At 46.2% G+C, this 18,651-nt stretch carries 17 protein-coding genes and 1 pseudogene; 14 read left to right on the plus strand and 4 right to left on the minus strand.

Annotated features, from left to right (window positions below):
* Positions 1-112: 112 nt before the first annotated feature.
* Positions 113-613 (plus strand): annotated as a pseudogene (locus WFH18_RS01620) (nuclease-related domain-containing protein); the annotation flags it as partial.
* Between the two features lie 53 nt (positions 614-666).
* Here the strand turns inward: WFH18_RS01620 and WFH18_RS01625 are convergent.
* The 3 genes from WFH18_RS01625 to paaZ form a co-directional block, all read right to left on the minus strand.
* The gene (locus WFH18_RS01625; RefSeq protein WP_005104883.1) at positions 667-1,602 is read right to left on the minus strand and encodes a tRNA-dihydrouridine synthase; all 936 of its coding nucleotides are present in this window, start codon (positions 1,600-1,602) and stop codon (positions 667-669) included.
* Between the two features lie 185 nt (positions 1,603-1,787).
* Complete coding sequence (locus tag WFH18_RS01630; RefSeq protein WP_253159673.1) at positions 1,788-3,227, minus strand: spinster family MFS transporter; 1,440 nt, start codon at positions 3,225-3,227, stop codon at positions 1,788-1,790.
* Positions 3,228-3,421: 194 nt separating this feature from the next.
* Positions 3,422-5,533: a phenylacetic acid degradation bifunctional protein PaaZ gene (gene paaZ, locus WFH18_RS01635; protein ID WP_336754558.1), complete on the minus strand. Its 2,112-nt coding sequence runs from the start codon at positions 5,531-5,533 to the stop codon at positions 3,422-3,424.
* Between the two features lie 262 nt (positions 5,534-5,795).
* Here paaZ and paaA point away from each other — a divergent pair, with 262 nt between their 5' ends.
* The 13 genes from paaA to WFH18_RS01700 all read left to right on the plus strand — a co-directional run bounded on the left by paaA (position 5,796) and on the right by WFH18_RS01700 (position 17,779).
* Positions 5,796-6,749, plus strand: coding sequence for a 1,2-phenylacetyl-CoA epoxidase subunit PaaA (gene paaA / locus WFH18_RS01640; protein ID WP_336754559.1), 954 nt, complete (start codon positions 5,796-5,798; stop codon positions 6,747-6,749).
* Between the two features lie 33 nt (positions 6,750-6,782).
* Entirely contained in the window at positions 6,783-7,073 is a 291-nt protein-coding gene (gene paaB, locus WFH18_RS01645) for a 1,2-phenylacetyl-CoA epoxidase subunit PaaB (RefSeq protein ID WP_004279183.1), read from the plus strand.
* Between the two features lie 17 nt (positions 7,074-7,090).
* Entirely contained in the window at positions 7,091-7,846 is a 756-nt protein-coding gene (paaC, locus tag WFH18_RS01650; RefSeq protein ID WP_005251043.1) for a 1,2-phenylacetyl-CoA epoxidase subunit PaaC, read from the plus strand.
* 28 nt (positions 7,847-7,874) lie between these two features.
* Positions 7,875-8,375, plus strand: a complete 501-nt coding sequence (paaD, locus tag WFH18_RS01655) for a 1,2-phenylacetyl-CoA epoxidase subunit PaaD (protein WP_005247163.1) — start codon at positions 7,875-7,877, stop codon at positions 8,373-8,375.
* A gap of 75 nt (positions 8,376-8,450) precedes the next feature.
* Positions 8,451-9,509, plus strand: coding sequence for a 1,2-phenylacetyl-CoA epoxidase subunit PaaE (gene paaE, locus WFH18_RS01660; protein ID WP_005251045.1), 1,059 nt, complete (start codon positions 8,451-8,453; stop codon positions 9,507-9,509).
* A 42-nt stretch (positions 9,510-9,551) separates the two neighbouring features.
* Positions 9,552-10,322 carry an enoyl-CoA hydratase-related protein gene (locus WFH18_RS01665; protein WP_005247160.1) on the plus strand — a complete coding sequence of 257 codons (771 nt, stop codon included), beginning with the start codon at positions 9,552-9,554 and terminating at the stop codon, positions 10,320-10,322.
* A complete protein-coding gene (gene paaG / locus WFH18_RS01670) occupies positions 10,322-11,113 on the plus strand; it encodes a 2-(1,2-epoxy-1,2-dihydrophenyl)acetyl-CoA isomerase PaaG (RefSeq protein WP_005247159.1) in 792 nt (263 codons plus the stop codon). Before WFH18_RS01665 ends, paaG begins: the two co-directional genes overlap by 1 nt.
* 3 nt (positions 11,114-11,116) lie before the next feature.
* A complete protein-coding gene (locus WFH18_RS01675) occupies positions 11,117-12,670 on the plus strand; it encodes a 3-hydroxyacyl-CoA dehydrogenase (protein WP_005251054.1) in 1,554 nt (517 codons plus the stop codon).
* Positions 12,671-12,681: 11 nt separating this feature from the next.
* Positions 12,682-13,893, plus strand: coding sequence for a 3-oxoadipyl-CoA thiolase (gene pcaF / locus WFH18_RS01680; RefSeq protein WP_005251055.1), 1,212 nt, complete (start codon positions 12,682-12,684; stop codon positions 13,891-13,893).
* A 60-nt stretch (positions 13,894-13,953) separates the two neighbouring features.
* A complete protein-coding gene (gene paaK, locus WFH18_RS01685) occupies positions 13,954-15,246 on the plus strand; it encodes a phenylacetate--CoA ligase PaaK (RefSeq protein ID WP_004279191.1) in 1,293 nt (430 codons plus the stop codon).
* A gap of 63 nt (positions 15,247-15,309) precedes the next feature.
* Positions 15,310-16,248: a phenylacetic acid degradation operon negative regulatory protein PaaX gene (gene paaX / locus WFH18_RS01690; RefSeq protein WP_004279192.1), complete on the plus strand. Its 939-nt coding sequence runs from the start codon at positions 15,310-15,312 to the stop codon at positions 16,246-16,248.
* 31 nt (positions 16,249-16,279) lie between these two features.
* Positions 16,280-16,888, plus strand: coding sequence for a DapH/DapD/GlmU-related protein (locus WFH18_RS01695; RefSeq protein ID WP_164542802.1), 609 nt, complete (start codon positions 16,280-16,282; stop codon positions 16,886-16,888).
* A gap of 129 nt (positions 16,889-17,017) precedes the next feature.
* A complete protein-coding gene (locus WFH18_RS01700) occupies positions 17,018-17,779 on the plus strand; it encodes a class I SAM-dependent methyltransferase (RefSeq protein ID WP_004646067.1) in 762 nt (253 codons plus the stop codon).
* Between the two features lie 60 nt (positions 17,780-17,839).
* Here the strand turns inward: WFH18_RS01700 and WFH18_RS01705 are convergent, their stop codons facing one another.
* Positions 17,840-18,649, minus strand: a complete 810-nt coding sequence (locus tag WFH18_RS01705) for a cytochrome C assembly family protein (RefSeq protein WP_004279195.1) — start codon at positions 18,647-18,649, stop codon at positions 17,840-17,842.
* Between the last annotated feature and the right edge of the window lie 2 nt (positions 18,650-18,651).

Raw genomic sequence — 18,651 nt, forward strand, 5'->3', positions numbered from 1 at the left:
TTATACTGTCACTTAGGCAGGCTGGACACTTGATTTCTAGAGTTATTCGCATTTCTCTATTTTATCAAAATCCAACCTGCTTTTTTTCAGCATACTTTTTGAAACACCACCAGATCTTCAATATATTCTGCTCAATGATTTGACTCTTCCAGACGGGACAGGCGCGACCACGCAGATCGATCATCTGTTATTAAGTCCTTACGGAATATTTGTGATTGAGACTAAAAACTATAAAGGCTGGATATTTGGAAACGAGCGACAAAAAATCTGGACCCAGAAAATCTATAAAAACAGTTATAAATTTCAGAATCCCATTCATCAGAACTATAAGCACATCAAAGTTCTGGAACAATTGCTGGCAGATATTGTGGAACCAGATCTTTTGCATTCTGTGATTGTATTTATGCCGGATGCCGTATTTAAAACGCCGATGCCAAATCATGTATTTCGGGGGGCAGGCTGGACCGACTATGTGAAAAGTTTTGATCAGCAGATGATTTCTGAAACGAAATTAAAACGGATACAACTGCGGCTAGAAAAAGAAGTTTTAGAAAAATCTTGGAAAACCAATCGGGAACACGTAGAAAATTTAAAGCAGCGTAAGCAGTCATAAGTTTTTTACGGACTCATAAAAAAGCCTTTGAATGATTCAAAGGCTTTTTAGTTTTAAATATTTGAAGCTTTCAGTTTTTCGGTAATCTCGGCCAGAACTCTAATCCGTTTTACTTCATCCCATAATGCTTTGGCTTCAGGATAATGTTTCGACATCATGCCCAGCCATTGCTTGTAACGGCCGACCATCCCGATCTCAGTTTTGGCTGGGCCGTTGATAAAACGAATTTGCAGTTGCAGTAGTTCATTCCAGTTCATCAAAGGTGCATCCGAGTTTTGACGGATACATTGGGTCAAGTCGGGTGTAGTCACTGCACCACGGCCAATCATCAGATCTTCGCAACCGGATTCCAGACGGCACTGTTTGGCATCGGCATTGTTCCAGATTTCACCATTGGCGATCACATTGATCTTAAGTGTCTCACGAATCGGTTGTAGCTGGTCCCAGAATGCGGGCGGAGTATAGCCATCGGCTTTGGTGCGTGCATGAACGGTAACCCATGCTGCTCCTGCATCTTCAATGGCATGGGCATTTTCCAGCATGAAATTACGGTCCATATAACCCAGACGCATTTTGGCGGAAACCGGAATATGCGCAGGCACTGCATCACGCACGGCTTTAACCAGCTCATGCACGACTTTGGGTTCATCGAGCAGGACTGAACCACCACGATGACGGTTCACGGTTTTGGCCGGACAGCCAAAATTCATGTCAATTGCCGGTGCGCCCATGGCTGCCACTTTGGCGGCATTCGCTGCTAGCATCTCCGGATTATTTCCTAAGAATTGGACATGTACCGGTGTACCTGCCGCCGTCTTGCCATCATTCAACAGTTCCGGGCAGTAAGTATGATAAATATGATCGGGCAGAAGGGAGTCGGTGACACGAATAAACTCGGTCACGCACCAGTCAAAGCTACCTACGGATGTCAGCACATCACGCATAATCGGATCGGTTAAGCCTTCCATGGGAGCAAGCACAAGTTTCAACGGTGCACACCTGTAAATTTAAAACGGTGTTATACGTTTTTTTAGGCAGCCTGTCTAGGCTGGATCGGAATTGAATGATGAGTACCTGAAAATTGAACTTTTTGGGCGGATATAAAAAGGCCCTTAATGTGGATTAAAGGCCTTTAAAAGTGAAGCTTAAGAAGGTTTAGCAATATCCAGCCATTTTAGTCAGCCAGTTTCTCGACTTTCATACTTTCACGATAATACTGACAGCCCTTGTACAACAGGAAGCAGCCAATCAATCCGGCAATCGCATTGACGATCGAGATCGAGTTACCAACCATTAAGGTATTCTGGAAATATTTATCCGTGATTAATGCCACAGCGGTGGTTCCGACGCCTAAGGCAATCAGGTTTGAAACCAGTAGGAACTTGGCAGATACCTGTGCGCGTAGCTGATTCGGTGTCAGCATTTGCGTGGCAGCTGCCGATGCAGGAATCGGGAAAGTGGAGAAGAACATCGCCACAAAAATCAGCGCAAATGAAAGCTGCATATTATCGACCTGAGTAAATAGCACACTCGGAATAATCAGCGCTGCACAGCCGATGGCACCGGTACGAATTGCAGCATCGCTATAGCCACGTTTCGAGAAGAAGTCGATCAGCCAGCCACAGAACAAGGCACCTGAAGTATTCGCGACCAAAATAATCGTACCGAGGATATAACCGGTTTGACTCGCATCCAGACCGAAATTACGCATGTAATAGGCAGGTGCCCAGCCCAGCAGCGAATACAACATCATGGTATAAAAAGAAAAACCAATAAAATGACAGAAGAAGGTCTTTTTATGTGTCTTGATAAAACCGATCGAGTTTTTAAAAGAGGCTTTAATGACCTGACCATCCTGACCGACTTTCATGCCCTTACGTGCAGGTTCACGCACCGTCAGTACCATGAGCAGTGCCAGCAATACGCCCGGTAGACCCACAATCATAAAGGTGAGTTGCCAGGTTTTCACTTCACCAATAAGCGGTAAAGCCACGAAGCTGACATCTTTTAGCAAGCCAATCACATAGCCGCCAATCAGGAAAGCTAAACCCGAACCAATAAAGGCACCAATCGCATATACCCCGAGTGCACGGCCTAATTTATCTTTCGGAAATAAGTCGGCAACGATTGAATAAAAGGCAGGAGAAAGCGCAGCTTCACCGGCACCCACACTCAAACGTGCAATAAACATTTGAATAAAGTTTTTACTGAGACCACAAGCCGCTGTGGCAAGACTCCAAAACGCAATCCCGGTTGCAATGATTTTAATCCGGGACTTTCGATCCGCCAATGCTGCGATGGGCAGACCCATAATGGCATAAAACAAGGAGAAGGCCAGACCTTGTAACAGGCTGAACTGGGTATCGCTCAGCATTAAATCGGCTTTAATCGGTTCAATCATGAGCGATAAAATTTGACGGTCTACAAATGACAGAATGTAAGCCACCATACAAATGACCACCACATACCATTGATAGGTGCTGCTTTCCGGTGGCGGTTCAATCTGTTCAGACAGCGGCACAGCCGTTTCTGTCGGTGTAGGCTCAAAATTTTGATTTGTTGGTTGAATCGTCCTTTCAACCATTTCTAGGTTCAGCGATTTATCATTCATCATGCAACATCCTGTGCTGATCGTTTGAGATATTTATTTGATACTTTTAATATGCTTTTTATTTTTATATTGTATCGTATTTAATTAATCTAGAGCCTAAATAGAGAGACGTCAATCTATTTTTAAAAATAGATACAAATAATTTTTAAAGGCAAAAAAAAGGAATCATAATGATTCCTTTTTTTGAGTTTAAATTTTTAGCCACGCTCAACCAGCGTTAAAATATCGTAGGTTGCAACCAGTTCATTGCGTTGGTTTTTTACTTTAATATCCCAGACCACGACACCATGTGGCTTCTGTGCCGGATCGCGCAGTGCTTTTGGAGTTTTCTGCTTACAGGTCAGTTCTACCTGAATGGTATCGCCAATTTTCACCGGTTCTACAAAGCGCAAGTTGTCCATGCCATAGTTGGCAATGACTGGACCCTGGGCGGCATCAACGAATAGGCCGGCCGCGGCAGATACCACAAAGTAACCATGTGCCACGCGCTCACCAAACAGGGATTCTGCTGCAGCAATCTTGTCCATATGCGCATAGAAGTGATCACCGCTCAGGCAGCCGAAATTCACCAGATCCGCTTCGGTCACGCTACGTCGTGCTGTCAGCAAACGTTCGCCGATACGCAATTCATCAAATGATTTTTTAAAAGGATGCACGCGGTCTTCAAAGACCTGAGCACCAGCAGTCCAGCTATGGCCGACCTGAGTCATGGCATTTGGTGAACCTTGAATCGCAGTACGTTGCATATAATGTTTGACTGCACGCAAGCCGCCGAGTTCCTCACCGCCACCAGCACGTCCCGGTCCGCCATGAACCAGCAAAGGTAATGGAGAGCCATGTCCGGTACTTTCTTTGGCACTTTCTGCATCCAGAATATGGACACGGCCATGCCATGGCGCAATTTTGCTGAGCAGTTGTTCAATATTTTCATCGGTATTGCGTACGATGGAGGCCACCAGGCTACCTTCGCCACGTGCCACCAGGTCAGCAAGCTGAGCCAGGTCAGTATATGGCATTAAAGTGACCACAGGCCCAAAAGCTTCAATTTTATGAATATTTTCTGCCTGAGCCGGTGCTTTACATAGCAAAACTGTCGGTGGATAGCATGCAGATGTCTCCGTATTTTGTACTTGAATCTTAAAGTCCTGACGCAAGTGGCTACCGAATACGATCTCTGCATCCTGGCTGAGCTGTTCAACTTTTGCAGCGACATCATATTTCTGTTTGACGCTGGCCAAAGCACCCATCGTTACGCCTTCCTGAGCCGGATCACCGACAACCACTTTTTTCAGTTTTGCAATCAGACGGTCTTGTACTGTATCCAATATCTCGGCTGGCACAAAGGCACGACGAATGGCAGTACATTTTTGTCCAGCTTTAGTGGTCATTTCACGGAAAACTTCACGGACAAATAAATCAATCGTTTCATCATTGGCTTGCGCTGTTAAAATCGCACTGTTGACCGAGTCTGCCTCCATGGTGAATGGAATCGAGTAGGCATTTAAATGTGGATGCGAACGCAGTTTTTGCCCTGTTGAAGCAGAACCGGTAAAAGTGACCGTATCTTGAGGATTTAAATGATCAAATAAATCATAGATCTGTCCACAAATGAGCTGTAGTGAACCTTCTGGCAAGAAACCGCTTTCATGAATGGCTTTGACCACGGCATGGGTCAGCTCGGCACCTTCGGTCGCCGGTTTGACAATACAGGGTACGCCTGCCAGTAGTGTAGGAGCGATTTTCTCCAGCATGCCCCAGATCGGAAAGTTAAAGGCATTGATATGCACGGCGACACCGGCTTTAGGCGTCAGAATATGTTTCGCGCCAAAGCTACCTTGCTTAGAAAGAGGAATCCAGGCATCTTCGACTAGCGCTGTTTCATCACTCAGTTCACGACGCACCAAACTTGAATACGCATATAAGGTGCCAATCCCACCTTCAACATCAATCCAGGCATCTTTACGGGTACAGCCGGTTGCTTTGGCAAGTTCATAAAAGTCTTCTTTGCGTTCCATCAAATATTGTGCCACTTGCTTCAGTGCATTGGCACGTTGATGGAAGGTCCATGTGGCAATAGCCGCGCCTTTTTGTTTGGCATACTTCACCACGGCTTGGGTATCGATGCCCTGACTGCCGACTTGATAAACCGCTTCACCGCTAATGGCATGATAAACCGTACGTAAATCGGCTCGCGCTATGTATTCCTGGCCGTACACCAGTGAAGCTAAGCTTTTGATGGCAAGAGGATTATGGCTCGATTCAGTATTGTGATAATCCATTGTGCTTGAGCTGCTGTCTAACTCTAACATTGTAAAAACTCCATTTACGATACGTTTTGAGATGTATTTTAATTTTGATGTTTCATAATTTGTGTTGAAAAAGTGAAAATGTCAATCATAAATCTGTGTTTAAAAATGCGTAACAATAAAATAAAAAATATTAAATGATATAAAACAAATATTTATTAAAAATAAGTGATAAAAATTAAATGATACCAATAAATAAATATTGATTTTAATTACGTATCGTTTTAATTTGAGTGTATCAACACTTGGGATAAGTGAGGGAACAATGAATAACCAACAACAAATCTTCGATCAAAAGATTGAAAAGGATATTTCTATAGAGCCGAAGGACTGGATGCCGGATGCTTATCGTAAGACCTTGATTCGTCAGATCGGTCAGCACGCACACTCTGAAGTGGTGGGCATGTTGCCGGAAGGCAACTGGATTACCCGTGCACCGACCTTAAAACGTAAAGCTGTGCTGATGGCAAAAGTTCAGGACGAAGCCGGTCATGCCTTGTATCTGTACAGTGCTGCAGAAACCTTGGGTGCCGATCGTGACGACATGATGGATAAGCTGATTGCCGGTCGCATGAAATATTCTTCAATTTTCAACTATCCAACCCTGAGCTGGGCCGATGTTGCCGCGATTGGCTGGCTGGTAGATGGTGCAGCAATTGTCAATCAGGTTGCGCTGTGCCGTACATCTTATGGTCCTTATGCCCGCGCTATGGTGCGTGTGTGTAAAGAAGAAAGTTTCCATCAGCGTCAGGGCTTTGAAGCCATGATGGAATTGGCCAATGGTACGCCGGAACAAAAGCAGATGGCACAGGATGCAGTGAACCGTTTCTGGTGGCCGGCACTGATGATGTTTGGTCCAAGTGATGATAATTCACCGAACAGTGCACAAAGTATGCAGTGGAAAATTAAATTATTCAGCAACGATGAGCTACGTCAGAAATTTGTCGATAACACCGTGTCGCAAGTTTTGCAGCTGGGTTTAACCGTTCCAGATCCAGACCTCAAATTCAATGAAGCCACCGGACATTACGAATTTGGTGAAATCAATTGGGATGAGTTTTTTGCGATTCTTGCAGGCAAGGGACCGTGTAACCATGAGCGTATTGAAGCACGCCGCAAAGCTTGGGAAGGCGGCAAGTGGGTACGTGATTCAGCAGCCGTCTATGCGCAGAAACAGCAGAAACAGCAGAAACAGTCAGCAGCACAAAAAGTCGCTTAAAAAATAGTTTGATCAATATAAGGAAATTTGCTCATGAATAACAAAAATAACTGGTCACTTTATGAAGTGTTTGTGCGTAGTAAACAGGGTCTGAGTCACCGTCATGTCGGCAGCCTGCGTGCGCCGGATGAGGAAGTCGCACTACAAAATGCCCGCGATGTATATACCCGCCGCAATGAAGGCATCAGTATCTGGGTGGTGAAATCTGAATTGATTACCTCTTCCCAGCCAGATGAAAAAGCAGAGTTTTTTGAACCCGCTTTGGACAAGGTTTATCGTCATCCAACCTTTTATAACATTCCAGCTGGCATCGAGCACATGTAAAGGGAAAGGTGAAGATTATGACAAATCAAGTATTGGCAGAATTTCTTTTACATGTGGGTGACAGTCAACTGATCCTGTCTCATCGTTTGGCAGAGTGGTGTGGTCATGCACCTGAACTGGAGCTGGATATTGCCTTAGCCAATATTGGACTGGATTTATTGGGTCAGGCACGTACTGCCCTCAGTCTGGCGGGTGAAGTGGAAGGACAGGGTCGTGATGAAGACAAGCTGGCTTATTTCCGCACCGAGCGTGAATACCGTAATTTGCTGCTGTGCGAACAGCCGAATGGTGATTTTGCCCAGACTTTGGTACGCCAGTGGTTGATGGATCACTACCACACTTTATTATTTAGTGTTTTAACTAAAAGTCAGCATGCTGAGTTGGCTGCCTTTGCAGTGAAATCACTCAAAGAAGTGAAATATCACCAGCGTTTTTCCACCACCTGGATGGAACGCTTAAGTTTAGGTACCGCAGAAGCGCATGAAAAAACCCAGCAAGGTCTAAACGAGTTATGGCGTTTTACCGAAGAACTTTTTGTTCTGACGGCAGCTGAAAAACAACTAGTCGATAGCGGTGTCATTCCAGAGATTGAAAATTTAAAAGTCCAGTGGCTGGAGACCATTACAGCCGAGCTGGCGCGATTTGAATTAAGCCTGCCAGAGCTGGGTGCTTATCGCAGTGGGGCTAAACAGGGTTTACATACAGAACATCTCGGTTTTGTTTTGGCTGAACTGCAATACATGCAGCGCTTATATCCAAACATGAACTGGTAATTCGGCACAATCACAGGGAGTGAGTCGCATGAATCTGATTCGACACGTAGAAGATCAATGTTGGGACGTTTTACAGCAGGTTTCTGATCCAGAGATTCCGGTATTGTCAGTGATTGATCTGGGTATGATTCGTGGCGTCGAGCTGAATCAGCAGGATGAAATTGTGGTGCGACTCACGCCGACCTATAGCGGCTGTCCGGCCACGGATTTATTAAAAGCAGAAATTACCCAGGCTTTCGAGGCCAATGGTTTGACGCCGGTCAAAGTCATTGTGGACCTGTCTCAAGCCTGGACCACGGACTGGATGAGTGAATCGGGCAAACACAAATTACAGCAATATGGTATTGCCCCGCCGCAAGGCCAGTCACATAGCTGTGGTACGCATGTGGCATTGACCGATGGCATCACCTGTCCACAGTGCTTAAGTAACAACAGCAAATTATTAAGTGAATTCGGTTCGACCGCCTGTAAAGCTTTATATCAATGTCGGGACTGCTTAGAAACTTTTGACTATTTCAAATGTATTTGATTGTAACGATTGCGCGGTGGGCAGGGTAAACCAATAACAAGCCTGAACACCGCCACCTAAAAGAAGGATTTTGCCATGAGCCAATTTATACCATTAACCATTAAATCGATTCAGCCACAAACCGAGCAGGCGATCTGCATTGCCTTTGATCTCGCGCCTGAGCAGTTGGATGCTTTCCAATATCAGCCGGGTCAGCACCTGACCATTCGTCATTTAACCGATGACGGCGAGCTGCGCCGCTGTTACTCGATCTGCAGTGATACGCAGGAAGACATGAGTATTGCGATTAAAAAAATTGATCAGGGTCAGTTTTCAACCTGGGCCAATGCGCATCTCAAAGCGGGCGATGTACTAGAAGTCATGCCACCGCAAGGGGTGTTTTTTCAGAAAGCCGCCAAGGCTGGTGGCCAGAATTATCTAGGATTTGCAGCAGGCAGTGGCATTACGCCAATTTTATCGATTGTAAAGTCGGTATTGAACCGTCAAGCGGAAGCAACATTCACTCTGGTATATGGCAACCGCTCCTGGAAACAGACCATGTTCTCTGAACAGATCATGGACTTGAAAGACCGTTTTAAGGAACGTCTGCAACTGGTAAATATTTTTTCACGTGAACTGAATGACAGTGACATCTTTAATGGTCGGATTGATGCAGACAAATTGCAGCAGTTATTTCAGGCCAATCTGATTTCAGCCGAAGCAGATCACTGTTTTGCCTGTGGTCCTGAAGAAATGATGACAGCAGTCGAAACGGTATTGCCGACTTGGGGCATTCAGCGCAGCAAGATTCACACTGAACGCTTCAATACGGGTACTGCACCGAAAGCAACCGCCCAGCAGATGGAAAGCCGTAGCGAAGAACGCGTCAATATTGTTCTAGATGGTCGTGAGCTGATTATCGAAGTCTCCAAACAGGACGACAGTATTTTAGATGCTGCGCTACGTGCTGGGGCAGACCTGCCATATGCCTGTAAGGGCGGCGTCTGTGCAACCTGTAAATGTAAGGTGTTAGAGGGACAGGTTGAAATGGCGGTGAATTACAGTCTGGAAGAAGATGAAATTCAGAAAGGCTATGTGCTCAGTTGTCAGGCACGTCCAACCACGGCCAATGTCCGACTCAGTTTTGATGAATAAAAGCTGAATTTACAGCACCGCGAGCATAGCAGGAGTTCAAGGATGACCTACATTAAAACCAGCTCACCCAAGCCAGGTGTGGTACTGATCGAGCTAAATCGTCCAGAAAAGCGCAATGCTTTAAACAATGCCACCTTGCAAAACATTGCAGCCTGTCTACAGGACTTGGAAACAGATGCTGCTGTGAAAGCCGTGGTCATCACCGGAAATACGCAATGCTTTGCTGCCGGTGCTGATTTAAATGAGCTGGCGCAGTTAGATGTGGTCAGCATCCAGCAAGACCAACGCCCACTGCTCTGGAAAAAAATTGATGAATTTTCCAAGCCTTTAATCATGGCCGTAAATGGTTATGCTTTTGGTGCAGGTTTCGAGTTGGCTTTGCATGGTGACATGGTGCTGACCGGAGAAAATGCCCAGTTTGCCTTGCCTGAAATCGGTTTAGGTATGTTGCCGGGTGCCGGTGGAACCCAGCGTCTGGCCCGTCTGGTCGGTCAGCAATTAACGATGCGCTGGGCCATGACTGGTGAAATGATTTCGGCACAAACAGCCTTGCAACATGGCATTAGTAGCCAGGTTTGTCCGGCAGGACTGACCGTGCAATACGCACTGGAACTGGCAGAAAAAATTGCCAAGCAGGCACCGCTGGCCATTCGTGCCATCAAGCAATCTTTAAAGTCGATTCATGAAGTGACTTTAAGTCAGGGACTGAAACTTGAACGTCAACATTTTGTCTGGCTGGCGGCGACCCAAGATCGCCAGGAAGGCATCAATGCATTTTTAGAAAAAAGAAAACCAGAATTTAGAGGTATGTAATGGATTATCAAACAATTATTGTCGAAGAAAAAAATGCAGTGGGCTACCTGACCTTTAACCGTCCAAAACAGCTCAACAGCTTTAATGAAACCATGCATCAGGAAGTCTCCAAGGTCATCAAGGCCTGGGCCAAAGACAGCCAGATTCGTGCCGTAGTGATCTCAGCCGAAGGCCGCGGTTTCTGTGCCGGTCAGGATCTGAATGACCGTGTGGTCGATCCGAATGCCGATGCACCGGACTTAGGTCTGTCGATTGAAAAATATTACAACCCTCTGATCAAGCTGATTACCGAAATGCCTAAACCGGTGATTTGTGCGGTGAATGGTGTGGCAGCAGGGGCAGGCGCCAATATTGCCCTGGCCTGTGACATTGTGGTGGCAGCAAAATCGGCTTCCTTTATTCAGGCCTTCTGCCGTCTTGGCTTGGTGCCAGATTCAGGCGGTACCTGGTTCCTGCCGCGTCTGGTCGGGCGTGCTCAGGCGATGGGCCTTGCCATGCTCGGCGATAAAATTCCGGCTGAGCGCGCAGTACAACTGGGCATGATCTGGCAAGTGGTTGAAGATGAACAACTGCAAGCAGAAGCGAAAAAACTGGCAGAGCATCTGGCACAGCAACCGACCTATGGTCTGTCCCTGATCAAAAAAGCCATCCATGCCGCAGCCGACAATAATCTGGATGAGCAGCTCATTCTGGAACGTGACCTGCAACGTCTGGCTGGACGTTCAAGCGACTATAAAGAAGGTGTACAAGCCTTTATGCAGAAGCGTACCCCTGAATATAAAGGATGCTAAATCATGCAACAGATCAATTTGGAACAAGTCAAAGTTGCTGTGGTCGGTGCTGGAACCATGGGGATTGGTATTGCACAACTGGCAGCTATGCACGGGCATCCGACCTATGTGTTTGATCTCGATCGCAGCAAAGTTCAGAGTGCCTTGACTGCTTTAGAGGCGCAGCTGAGCAAGCGCGTACAAAATGGCAAAATGACCCAGCAATTGCTGGAGAGTACCTTCGCCAATCTGATTGTGGCAGAGGACATTCAGCAGCTTGCCGATGCGGGCTTAATTATTGAAGCCATTGTTGAAAAGAAAGAAGTGAAGCAAAACCTGTTTCAACAGCTGGCTGCCATTTGCCCGGAACAGACGATTTTTGCGTCTAATACTTCTTCAATTTCCATTACCGCAATTGCCTCGGCGATTCCACATCCCGAGCGAGTGATTGGTCTGCATTTCTTTAATCCGGCGCCGGTGATGAAACTGGTCGAGATTATCCGCGGACTGAAAACCTCAGCAGCGATTGCCGATGCAGTATTTGATCTGATGAAGGACTGGAACAAGGTTCCGGTGCGAGCCAAATCGACCCCCGGTTTTATCGTCAATCGTGTCGCACGACCTTATTATGCCGAGGCCTTTCGTGCCTTGCAGGAAAATGCCACCACCCCGGAACAGCTCGATTACATCATGCGCGAATGTGGCCGTTTTGCCATGGGGCCGTGTGAACTTACAGATCTGATTGGGCAGGATGTGAATTTCTCGGTCACACAAAGTGTCTATCAGGAATTTTTCTATGAGCCACGCTACCGCCCGTCCTTGATTCAAAAAGAACTGGTCGATGCCGGCTGTTATGGCCGCAAGTCCGGTCAGGGTTTTTATGATTACACGCAGTCCAAGCCTGTGCCTGTATATGAATTGCCAGTGTGTTATGCCAAGTCGCTGAATAAGCTCAAAGTCACGGTAAAAGGTGAATGGCGACATTCCTTAGCCTTGATTGAACGTTTAAAACAGGCCTCTCATGTGGATCTCATTTTTCAGGCGGCAGAACAGAATGAAATCCTGATTGGTGATCTTTCCCTGCGATTATCGCTCGGTGAGTCGGTTGAACTGGCTTATCCGCATGAGCCTGTAGTGTTGATGGACTGGCATGCAGATTGGACAAATGCCCAGGCAATTCCAGTCGTTGCATCACCAGCATGTAGTACTGAACAGCGCCAGGCAGTGGAGCTATTCCTCATAGGTATGGATATGATACCTATTTGGTCTAAGGATCATCCCGGTCTTTATGTTATACGTAGTATTGCCATGTTAGTGAATGAAGCCTGTGAAGCGGTATTGCATGATATTTCATCAGAGCAAGATATTGATTCTGCTATGAAATATGGCGTGAATTATCCTTGTGGTCCATTCGAGTGGGCAGATAAAATTGGATATTGCACAATTTTACAAATTTTAGAAAATATGTATCGTATTTATGGTGAAGACCGCTATAGAACTAGTATATATTTAGCAAAGAAAGCGGTGCAGGGACATGCACAGAAAACTCAGCAGCAACCATTACGCGTTGCTGGCTAAAAGGAAGAATCATGGAACAGGTTTATATTTTTGATGGAATTCGCACCTCGATCGGACGCTATGCCGGTGGACTGAGCAGCATTCGTGCTGATGATCTGGCAGCGCTACCGATTCAATATCTGAAAGATCAGCATCCTGCCTTGCCATGGGCAGAACTGGATGAAGTGATCTTGGGCTGTGCCAATCAGGCCGGTGAAGATAACCGCAACGTGGCGCGTATGGCTGCTTTACTCGCAGGGTTGCCTGAATCTGTTCCAGCGCTCACCGTGAACCGCTTATGTGCTTCAGGTCTGGATGCCATTGGACTGGGAGCACGTGCCATCAAATCGGGTGAAGCACAATTTGTTTTGGCGGGTGGCGTAGAATCCATGAGCCGAGCGCCTTTCGTGCAATCCAAACCTACGACTGCCTTTAGCCGTACCCCTGAAATTTATGACACCACCATTGGCTGGCGTTTTATCAACCCAAAATTTAAAGCACAGTTTGGCGTTGACAGCATGCCGGAAACGGCCGAAAACGTCGCTGAAAAGTATCAGATTAGCCGTGCAGACCAGGACCTGTTTGCCTATCACAGCCAACAGAAAACCGCAGTAGCCCAGCAGAAGGGTATTTTTGCCGAAGAAATTCTGCCAGTAGAGGTCAAAGGTCCGAAGAAAAGCACTCTGACCATTTCCCAAGATGAGCATCCGCGCGCAGAGACGACGCTGGATAATCTGGCCGCCTTAAAAACCCCATTTCGTAAAGAAGGCGGCTCAGTCACCGCTGGCAATGCTTCGGGTGTCAATGACGGGGCGGCTTGCGTATTACTTGGGAATCAGCAGTTTGCCGAGCAGTATGGTTTGAGCCCGAAAGCTAAAGTGATCGGGATGGCCAGCGCCGGTGTCGAAGCTAAATATATGGGTATTGGGCCGGTTCCAGCGGTACAGAAAGTGCTGAAACAGACTGGCCTGAGTCTGGAGCAGATGGACGTGATTGAGCTAAATGAAGCATTTGCAGCGCAATCGCTGGCCGTGATTCGTGAACTCGGCTTGCAAGACGATGATTCCAGAATTAACCCGAATGGCGGTGCCATCGCTTTGGGTCATCCGCTGGGTATGAGTGGCACCCGTTTGGTGATTACCGCCATGAAAGAATTAAAACGTCGTAATGGCAAATATGCACTCTGCACCATGTGTGTGGGTGTTGGTCAAGGTGTTGCACTGGTTTTAGAAAATATGGATTAAACACATCATTCAATCAATGAATTAAACCGTGGTCAGGAAGACTGCGTCAGGAGTAAGAATATGAATAACAATGCAATGGAAAAAATTGAAAAAGTATCGGTTGATGAGTTACGCAGTGTTCAGCTACAGCGTATGAAAAAGACGTTGCAACATGCTTATCAGAATAGCCCGGTTTATAAAAAGAAATTCGATGATGCTGGCGTGCATCCAGACGATTTTAACTCTCTGGAAGATCTGGCCAAATTCCCGTTTACCACCAAACAGGATTTACGTGATAACTATCCGTTTGGTATGTTCGCTGTTCCACAGGAACAGATTGTACGTGTGCACGCATCTTCTGGCACCACCGGTCAGCCGACCGTAGTGGGTTATACCCAAAATGATATTAATGTCTGGTCAGACGTGGTGGCGCGTTCCCTGCGTGCAGCCGGCTTGAGCAGCAAAGATATCATTCAGGTGTCTTATGGTTATGGTCTGTTTACGGGCGGTCTAGGCGCGCATTATGGCGTTGAGCGTTTGGGTGCAACCGTGATTCCAATGTCTGGCGGACAAACCGATAAACAGGCGCAACTGATTCATGACTTTAAACCGACAGCACTGATGGTTACGCCATCTTACTGCCTGAACATTATTGAAGCGCTTGAGAAGAAATTTGGCACAGCCAAAAACTGTTCGATTAAAACCGGCGTCTTTGGTGCAGAGCCATGGACCAATGAAATGCGCAAGGAAATTGAAGAGCGTCTGGGCATTGATGCCCTAGATATTTATGGTCTGTCAGAAGTCATGGGACCGGGCGTGGCGATGGAATGTCTGGAATCTAAAGATGGCCCAACCATCTGGGAAGATCATTTCTATCCTGAAATTATCCATCCGGAAACTGGCGAAGTGCTGCCAGATGGCGAACTGGGTGAACTGGTCTTTACCACCATTACTAAAGAAGGCATGCCGGTAATCCGTTACCGTACCCGTGACCTGACCCGTTTATTGCCAGGCACGGCACGCACCATGCGCCGTATGGACAAGATTGTCGGCCGTAGTGATGACATGATGATTATTCGTGGGGTCAATGTCTTCCCATCACAGATTGAAGAGCAGATTTTACAGATCCAGCAACTGATTCCGAACTATCAGATCCAGATTTGCAAACAGGGACATCTGGATACATTGCATATCCGTACCGAAATGCGTAAAGATAGCAGTGACATTATGGCGCACCAGTTGGCAACTCAGCTGAAAAGCCAGATTAAAACCATGGTCGGAATCACCGTGAGTGTCGAAGTGTTACCTGAAGGGAGTCTGCCACGCTCTGAAGGCAAGGCACAGCGCGTGTTTGATATCCGCAAGTCTGCATGAAGTACTATTGGATGATAGCCAAATGGTCTATCATCCAGTTTCTATAAGGTAAAGTTAAACGCAATGAATCCGAAATTAAAACAAATAATTGATGACTTTATTCAAACTGAAGCACTCAGCGGAACCTCATTAATCATGACCATCTTTGGTGACTGTATTTTTCACCGGGGTGGCATTATCAGTCTGGCCAGTCTAATTCAGCTCATGGATGTCTTCGGATTTAATGAACGATCGGTACGGACTGCCGTATTTCGTCTGGTCCAAAATGGCTGGCTGATGTCTGAGAAAATTGGTCGCACCAGTTATTATCGCGTAACCGAAAGCAGCCGCCAGCGTTTTATTATGGCGGATCAAAAAATTTACAGTTTTCAGCATACCGAATGGGATCAGAAGTGGGATCTGGTGCTGCTCAGTTCAGTGGAACTGGAAAATAAACTGGTTCTGAAAAAAGAACTGGAATGGCTGGGCTTTGCCAATATCGCCACTAATGTCATGGCCTATCCGGGCTGTGATCACCAGAAACTGCAAAACCTGCTGCTGAACTTGAAAATGACCGACCAAGTCGTGGTATTTAAGGCTGAAACCTTACAGCTCTGGCAGGAATCCTACCCAACCGTGAAACGCATGGTCGCCACCAACTGGCCGGTACAGGAGCTGCATCAGCGCTATGAAAAATTCATTGCAGATTTCCGGGAATTCTTTCATCTGGTGGAACAGGAAGATGAGCTGGATCCGGTTCAGGCCTTTCAGTTGCGAATTTTACTGATTCATCAATTCCGCCGGATTTTATTAAAAGATCCAAATCTGCCTTTTGAATTATTGCCATCCAACTGGCTTTCCCTGAATGCCCGTAATCTGAGCAGTAATTTATATCAAACCGTGGTTGCGGCAGGGGATGAATTCTTTATGGAGATCGCCCGAACTTCGGAAGGTTCGATGCCGCCGGTACATCCACAATTCTATAAACGCTTTGGCGGTTTGCGACTGGAAGCCGTCAGCTAATCTAATTCTGCATTTTTAAAGGAATAAAATAATGCCGTGTTATGCCATTGATGGTGTGATTCCTGTGGTCAGCCCTCGTGCTTATGTACATCCACAAGCCGTTCTGATCGGGGATGTGGTGATTGAAGAGGGCGTATATATCGGGCCTTTCGCAACTTTAAGAGCCGACTTTGGCGGGATTCACATCCAGAAAAATGCCAATGTTCAGGATTCCTGTACCATTCATGGCTTTCCCGGCAATGTCACGCTGGTCGAAGAATATGGTCATATCGGACACGGCGCGATTTTACATGGCTGTATCATTCGTAAAAATGTATTGGTCGGCATGAACAGCGTGATTCTGGATGAAGCCGAGATTGGTGAAAATACCATTATCGGTGCCAATAGCACGGTTAAAGCCAAAGCTCAGATCCCGGAAAATTCATTGGTGCTCGGTAGTCCAGCGCGGGTTATCCGTCCTTTGGAAGCTAAAGAAATCGCCTGGAAAAGCAAGGGAACGCAGGAATATATTCAGCTGACAGAGCGCTGCTTGTCCTCCATGCAGGAGGTCAGTCCTTTAACGGAAGTCTCCGCAGACCGGCTGAGCTACAAAGCCTTCAAGGCAGAGTATCAGATCAAGCAGAATAGCTTGAATGACTAAGTCAAGAACATGATTCTATTCATTGGATGAATTCTGCATTTTAAAAACAGGAAGTGACTGAAACCAAATTCCAACTGCATTCCCTGACTGGCTATTTAGACTGAAATAAAACTGGTCTGGAAAGCATATATGGAAAACAGGGAATTTAAAGATCATTTCTCCCAGCAATCACAGGATTATGCCTTGTTTCGTCCGCATTATCCGGATGCATTGGGAAAGCTATTGGCAGAGCTGTCACCAAGTACTAAATTGGCTGTAGATGTCGGCTGTGGTTCTGGACAGCTTTCAGAAGTTTTGGCGAATTACTTTGATCAGGTGCTTGCTATTGATGCGAGTAGTGAACAGATTGCCCAAGCCAAACCGCATCCAAAAATTCAGTATGGTCAGGCGCTCGCTGAAGAGATCCCGTGTGCTGACCATAGTATTGATCTGATTTCGGTGGCTCAAGCAGCGCATTGGCTGAATCTCGAAAAATTCTACGCAGAAGTCCGTCGTATTGCTAAACCCAATGCCATTCTGGCTTTAATTAGCTATGGCGTGTTCAGTGTGGATGAGCCACATCTGGATCATTATTTTAAGCATTTTTATAAGGTGACACTCGCACTGTACTGGCCACCTGAACGTCGCCATGTAGATGAAGGATATAAAAATCTCCCATTTCCATTTCAGGAAATGGTGATTCAGCCACCGGTATTACAGGTTGAATGGAATTTTTATCAGTTAATTGGTTATATGAGTACTTGGTCAGCCGTGAAAGCAGCCACTCAAGCACTTGGACATAATCCATTAAATGCACTGGCAGATGCCTTATTGCCAGAATGGGAAGATCCAGAATTGCCTAGAGTGATTCGCTGGCCATTGTCAGTGCGTGCGGGGCGTATAATCGTTTAAAGAATATTCAAGCTAAAGCCTGTTTATTGGACAATGAATTGAATATTTCAAGGCTCAGAATTATCGCCCTAGAATCATTTCCAGCACAAATTTAGACCCAATAAAACCCAGTGCCAGCAAGCCAAAACCGAGCAGGGTAAAGCGCACGGCTTTCTGGCCACGCCAGCCAAACTTCCAGTGTCCGATTAATAGTGAACCGTAAACCAGCCAGGAAATAATACTGAACGCAGTTTTATGTGCCAGATGCTGAGCAAAGAAATTGTCGATGGTAAAAAAGCCAAAGCCCAAAGCGAGGGTAAGTAAAACAAAACCGGTCATCAGCATATCAAACAGCAGTGATTCCATATCCTGATAAGAGGGTAGCAAACTGACCCAGACCCGGCGTTTCTGCTTCTTTTTCAGCTCACGATCCTGAAAACGTAAAATTACGGCCTGAATGGTTGCCATGAGCAATACTGCATAAGCAGACAAAGACAAAATAATATGAATATCCAGACCCAAAGAGTTTTGTGCGATGATTTTTGCAGGCTGAGTAAACGCAAAGCCGAGGATCAAACCTGTGGCAGCTACTGGAATTCCGATCAGATTCAGGGCAATAATTGGACGATAAGTACTGTAAATAATGCTGAGTAATAGCATTAGACCGGAAGTAAAGGAAAACAGGGCAAAGACATCATAATTGATGCCCAGCGGGGTGTGCATATCACCATACAAGACCAGCGCATGCAAGCCCAGTCCAAGCAGGGCAGTTAGCGATACAAACCATTGATTAGGAGCACGTTTAGACATTAAATGAATGAACAGATACCAGAAGGAAGCGGTATAAGCGACTAATGCTAAGATCGTATAAACCAAGGGGAGGCTAACCATGT

The sequence above is a fragment of the Acinetobacter sp. USHLN143 genome (assembly GCF_037145695.1).
Taxonomy (GTDB): domain Bacteria; phylum Pseudomonadota; class Gammaproteobacteria; order Pseudomonadales; family Moraxellaceae; genus Acinetobacter; species Acinetobacter fasciculus.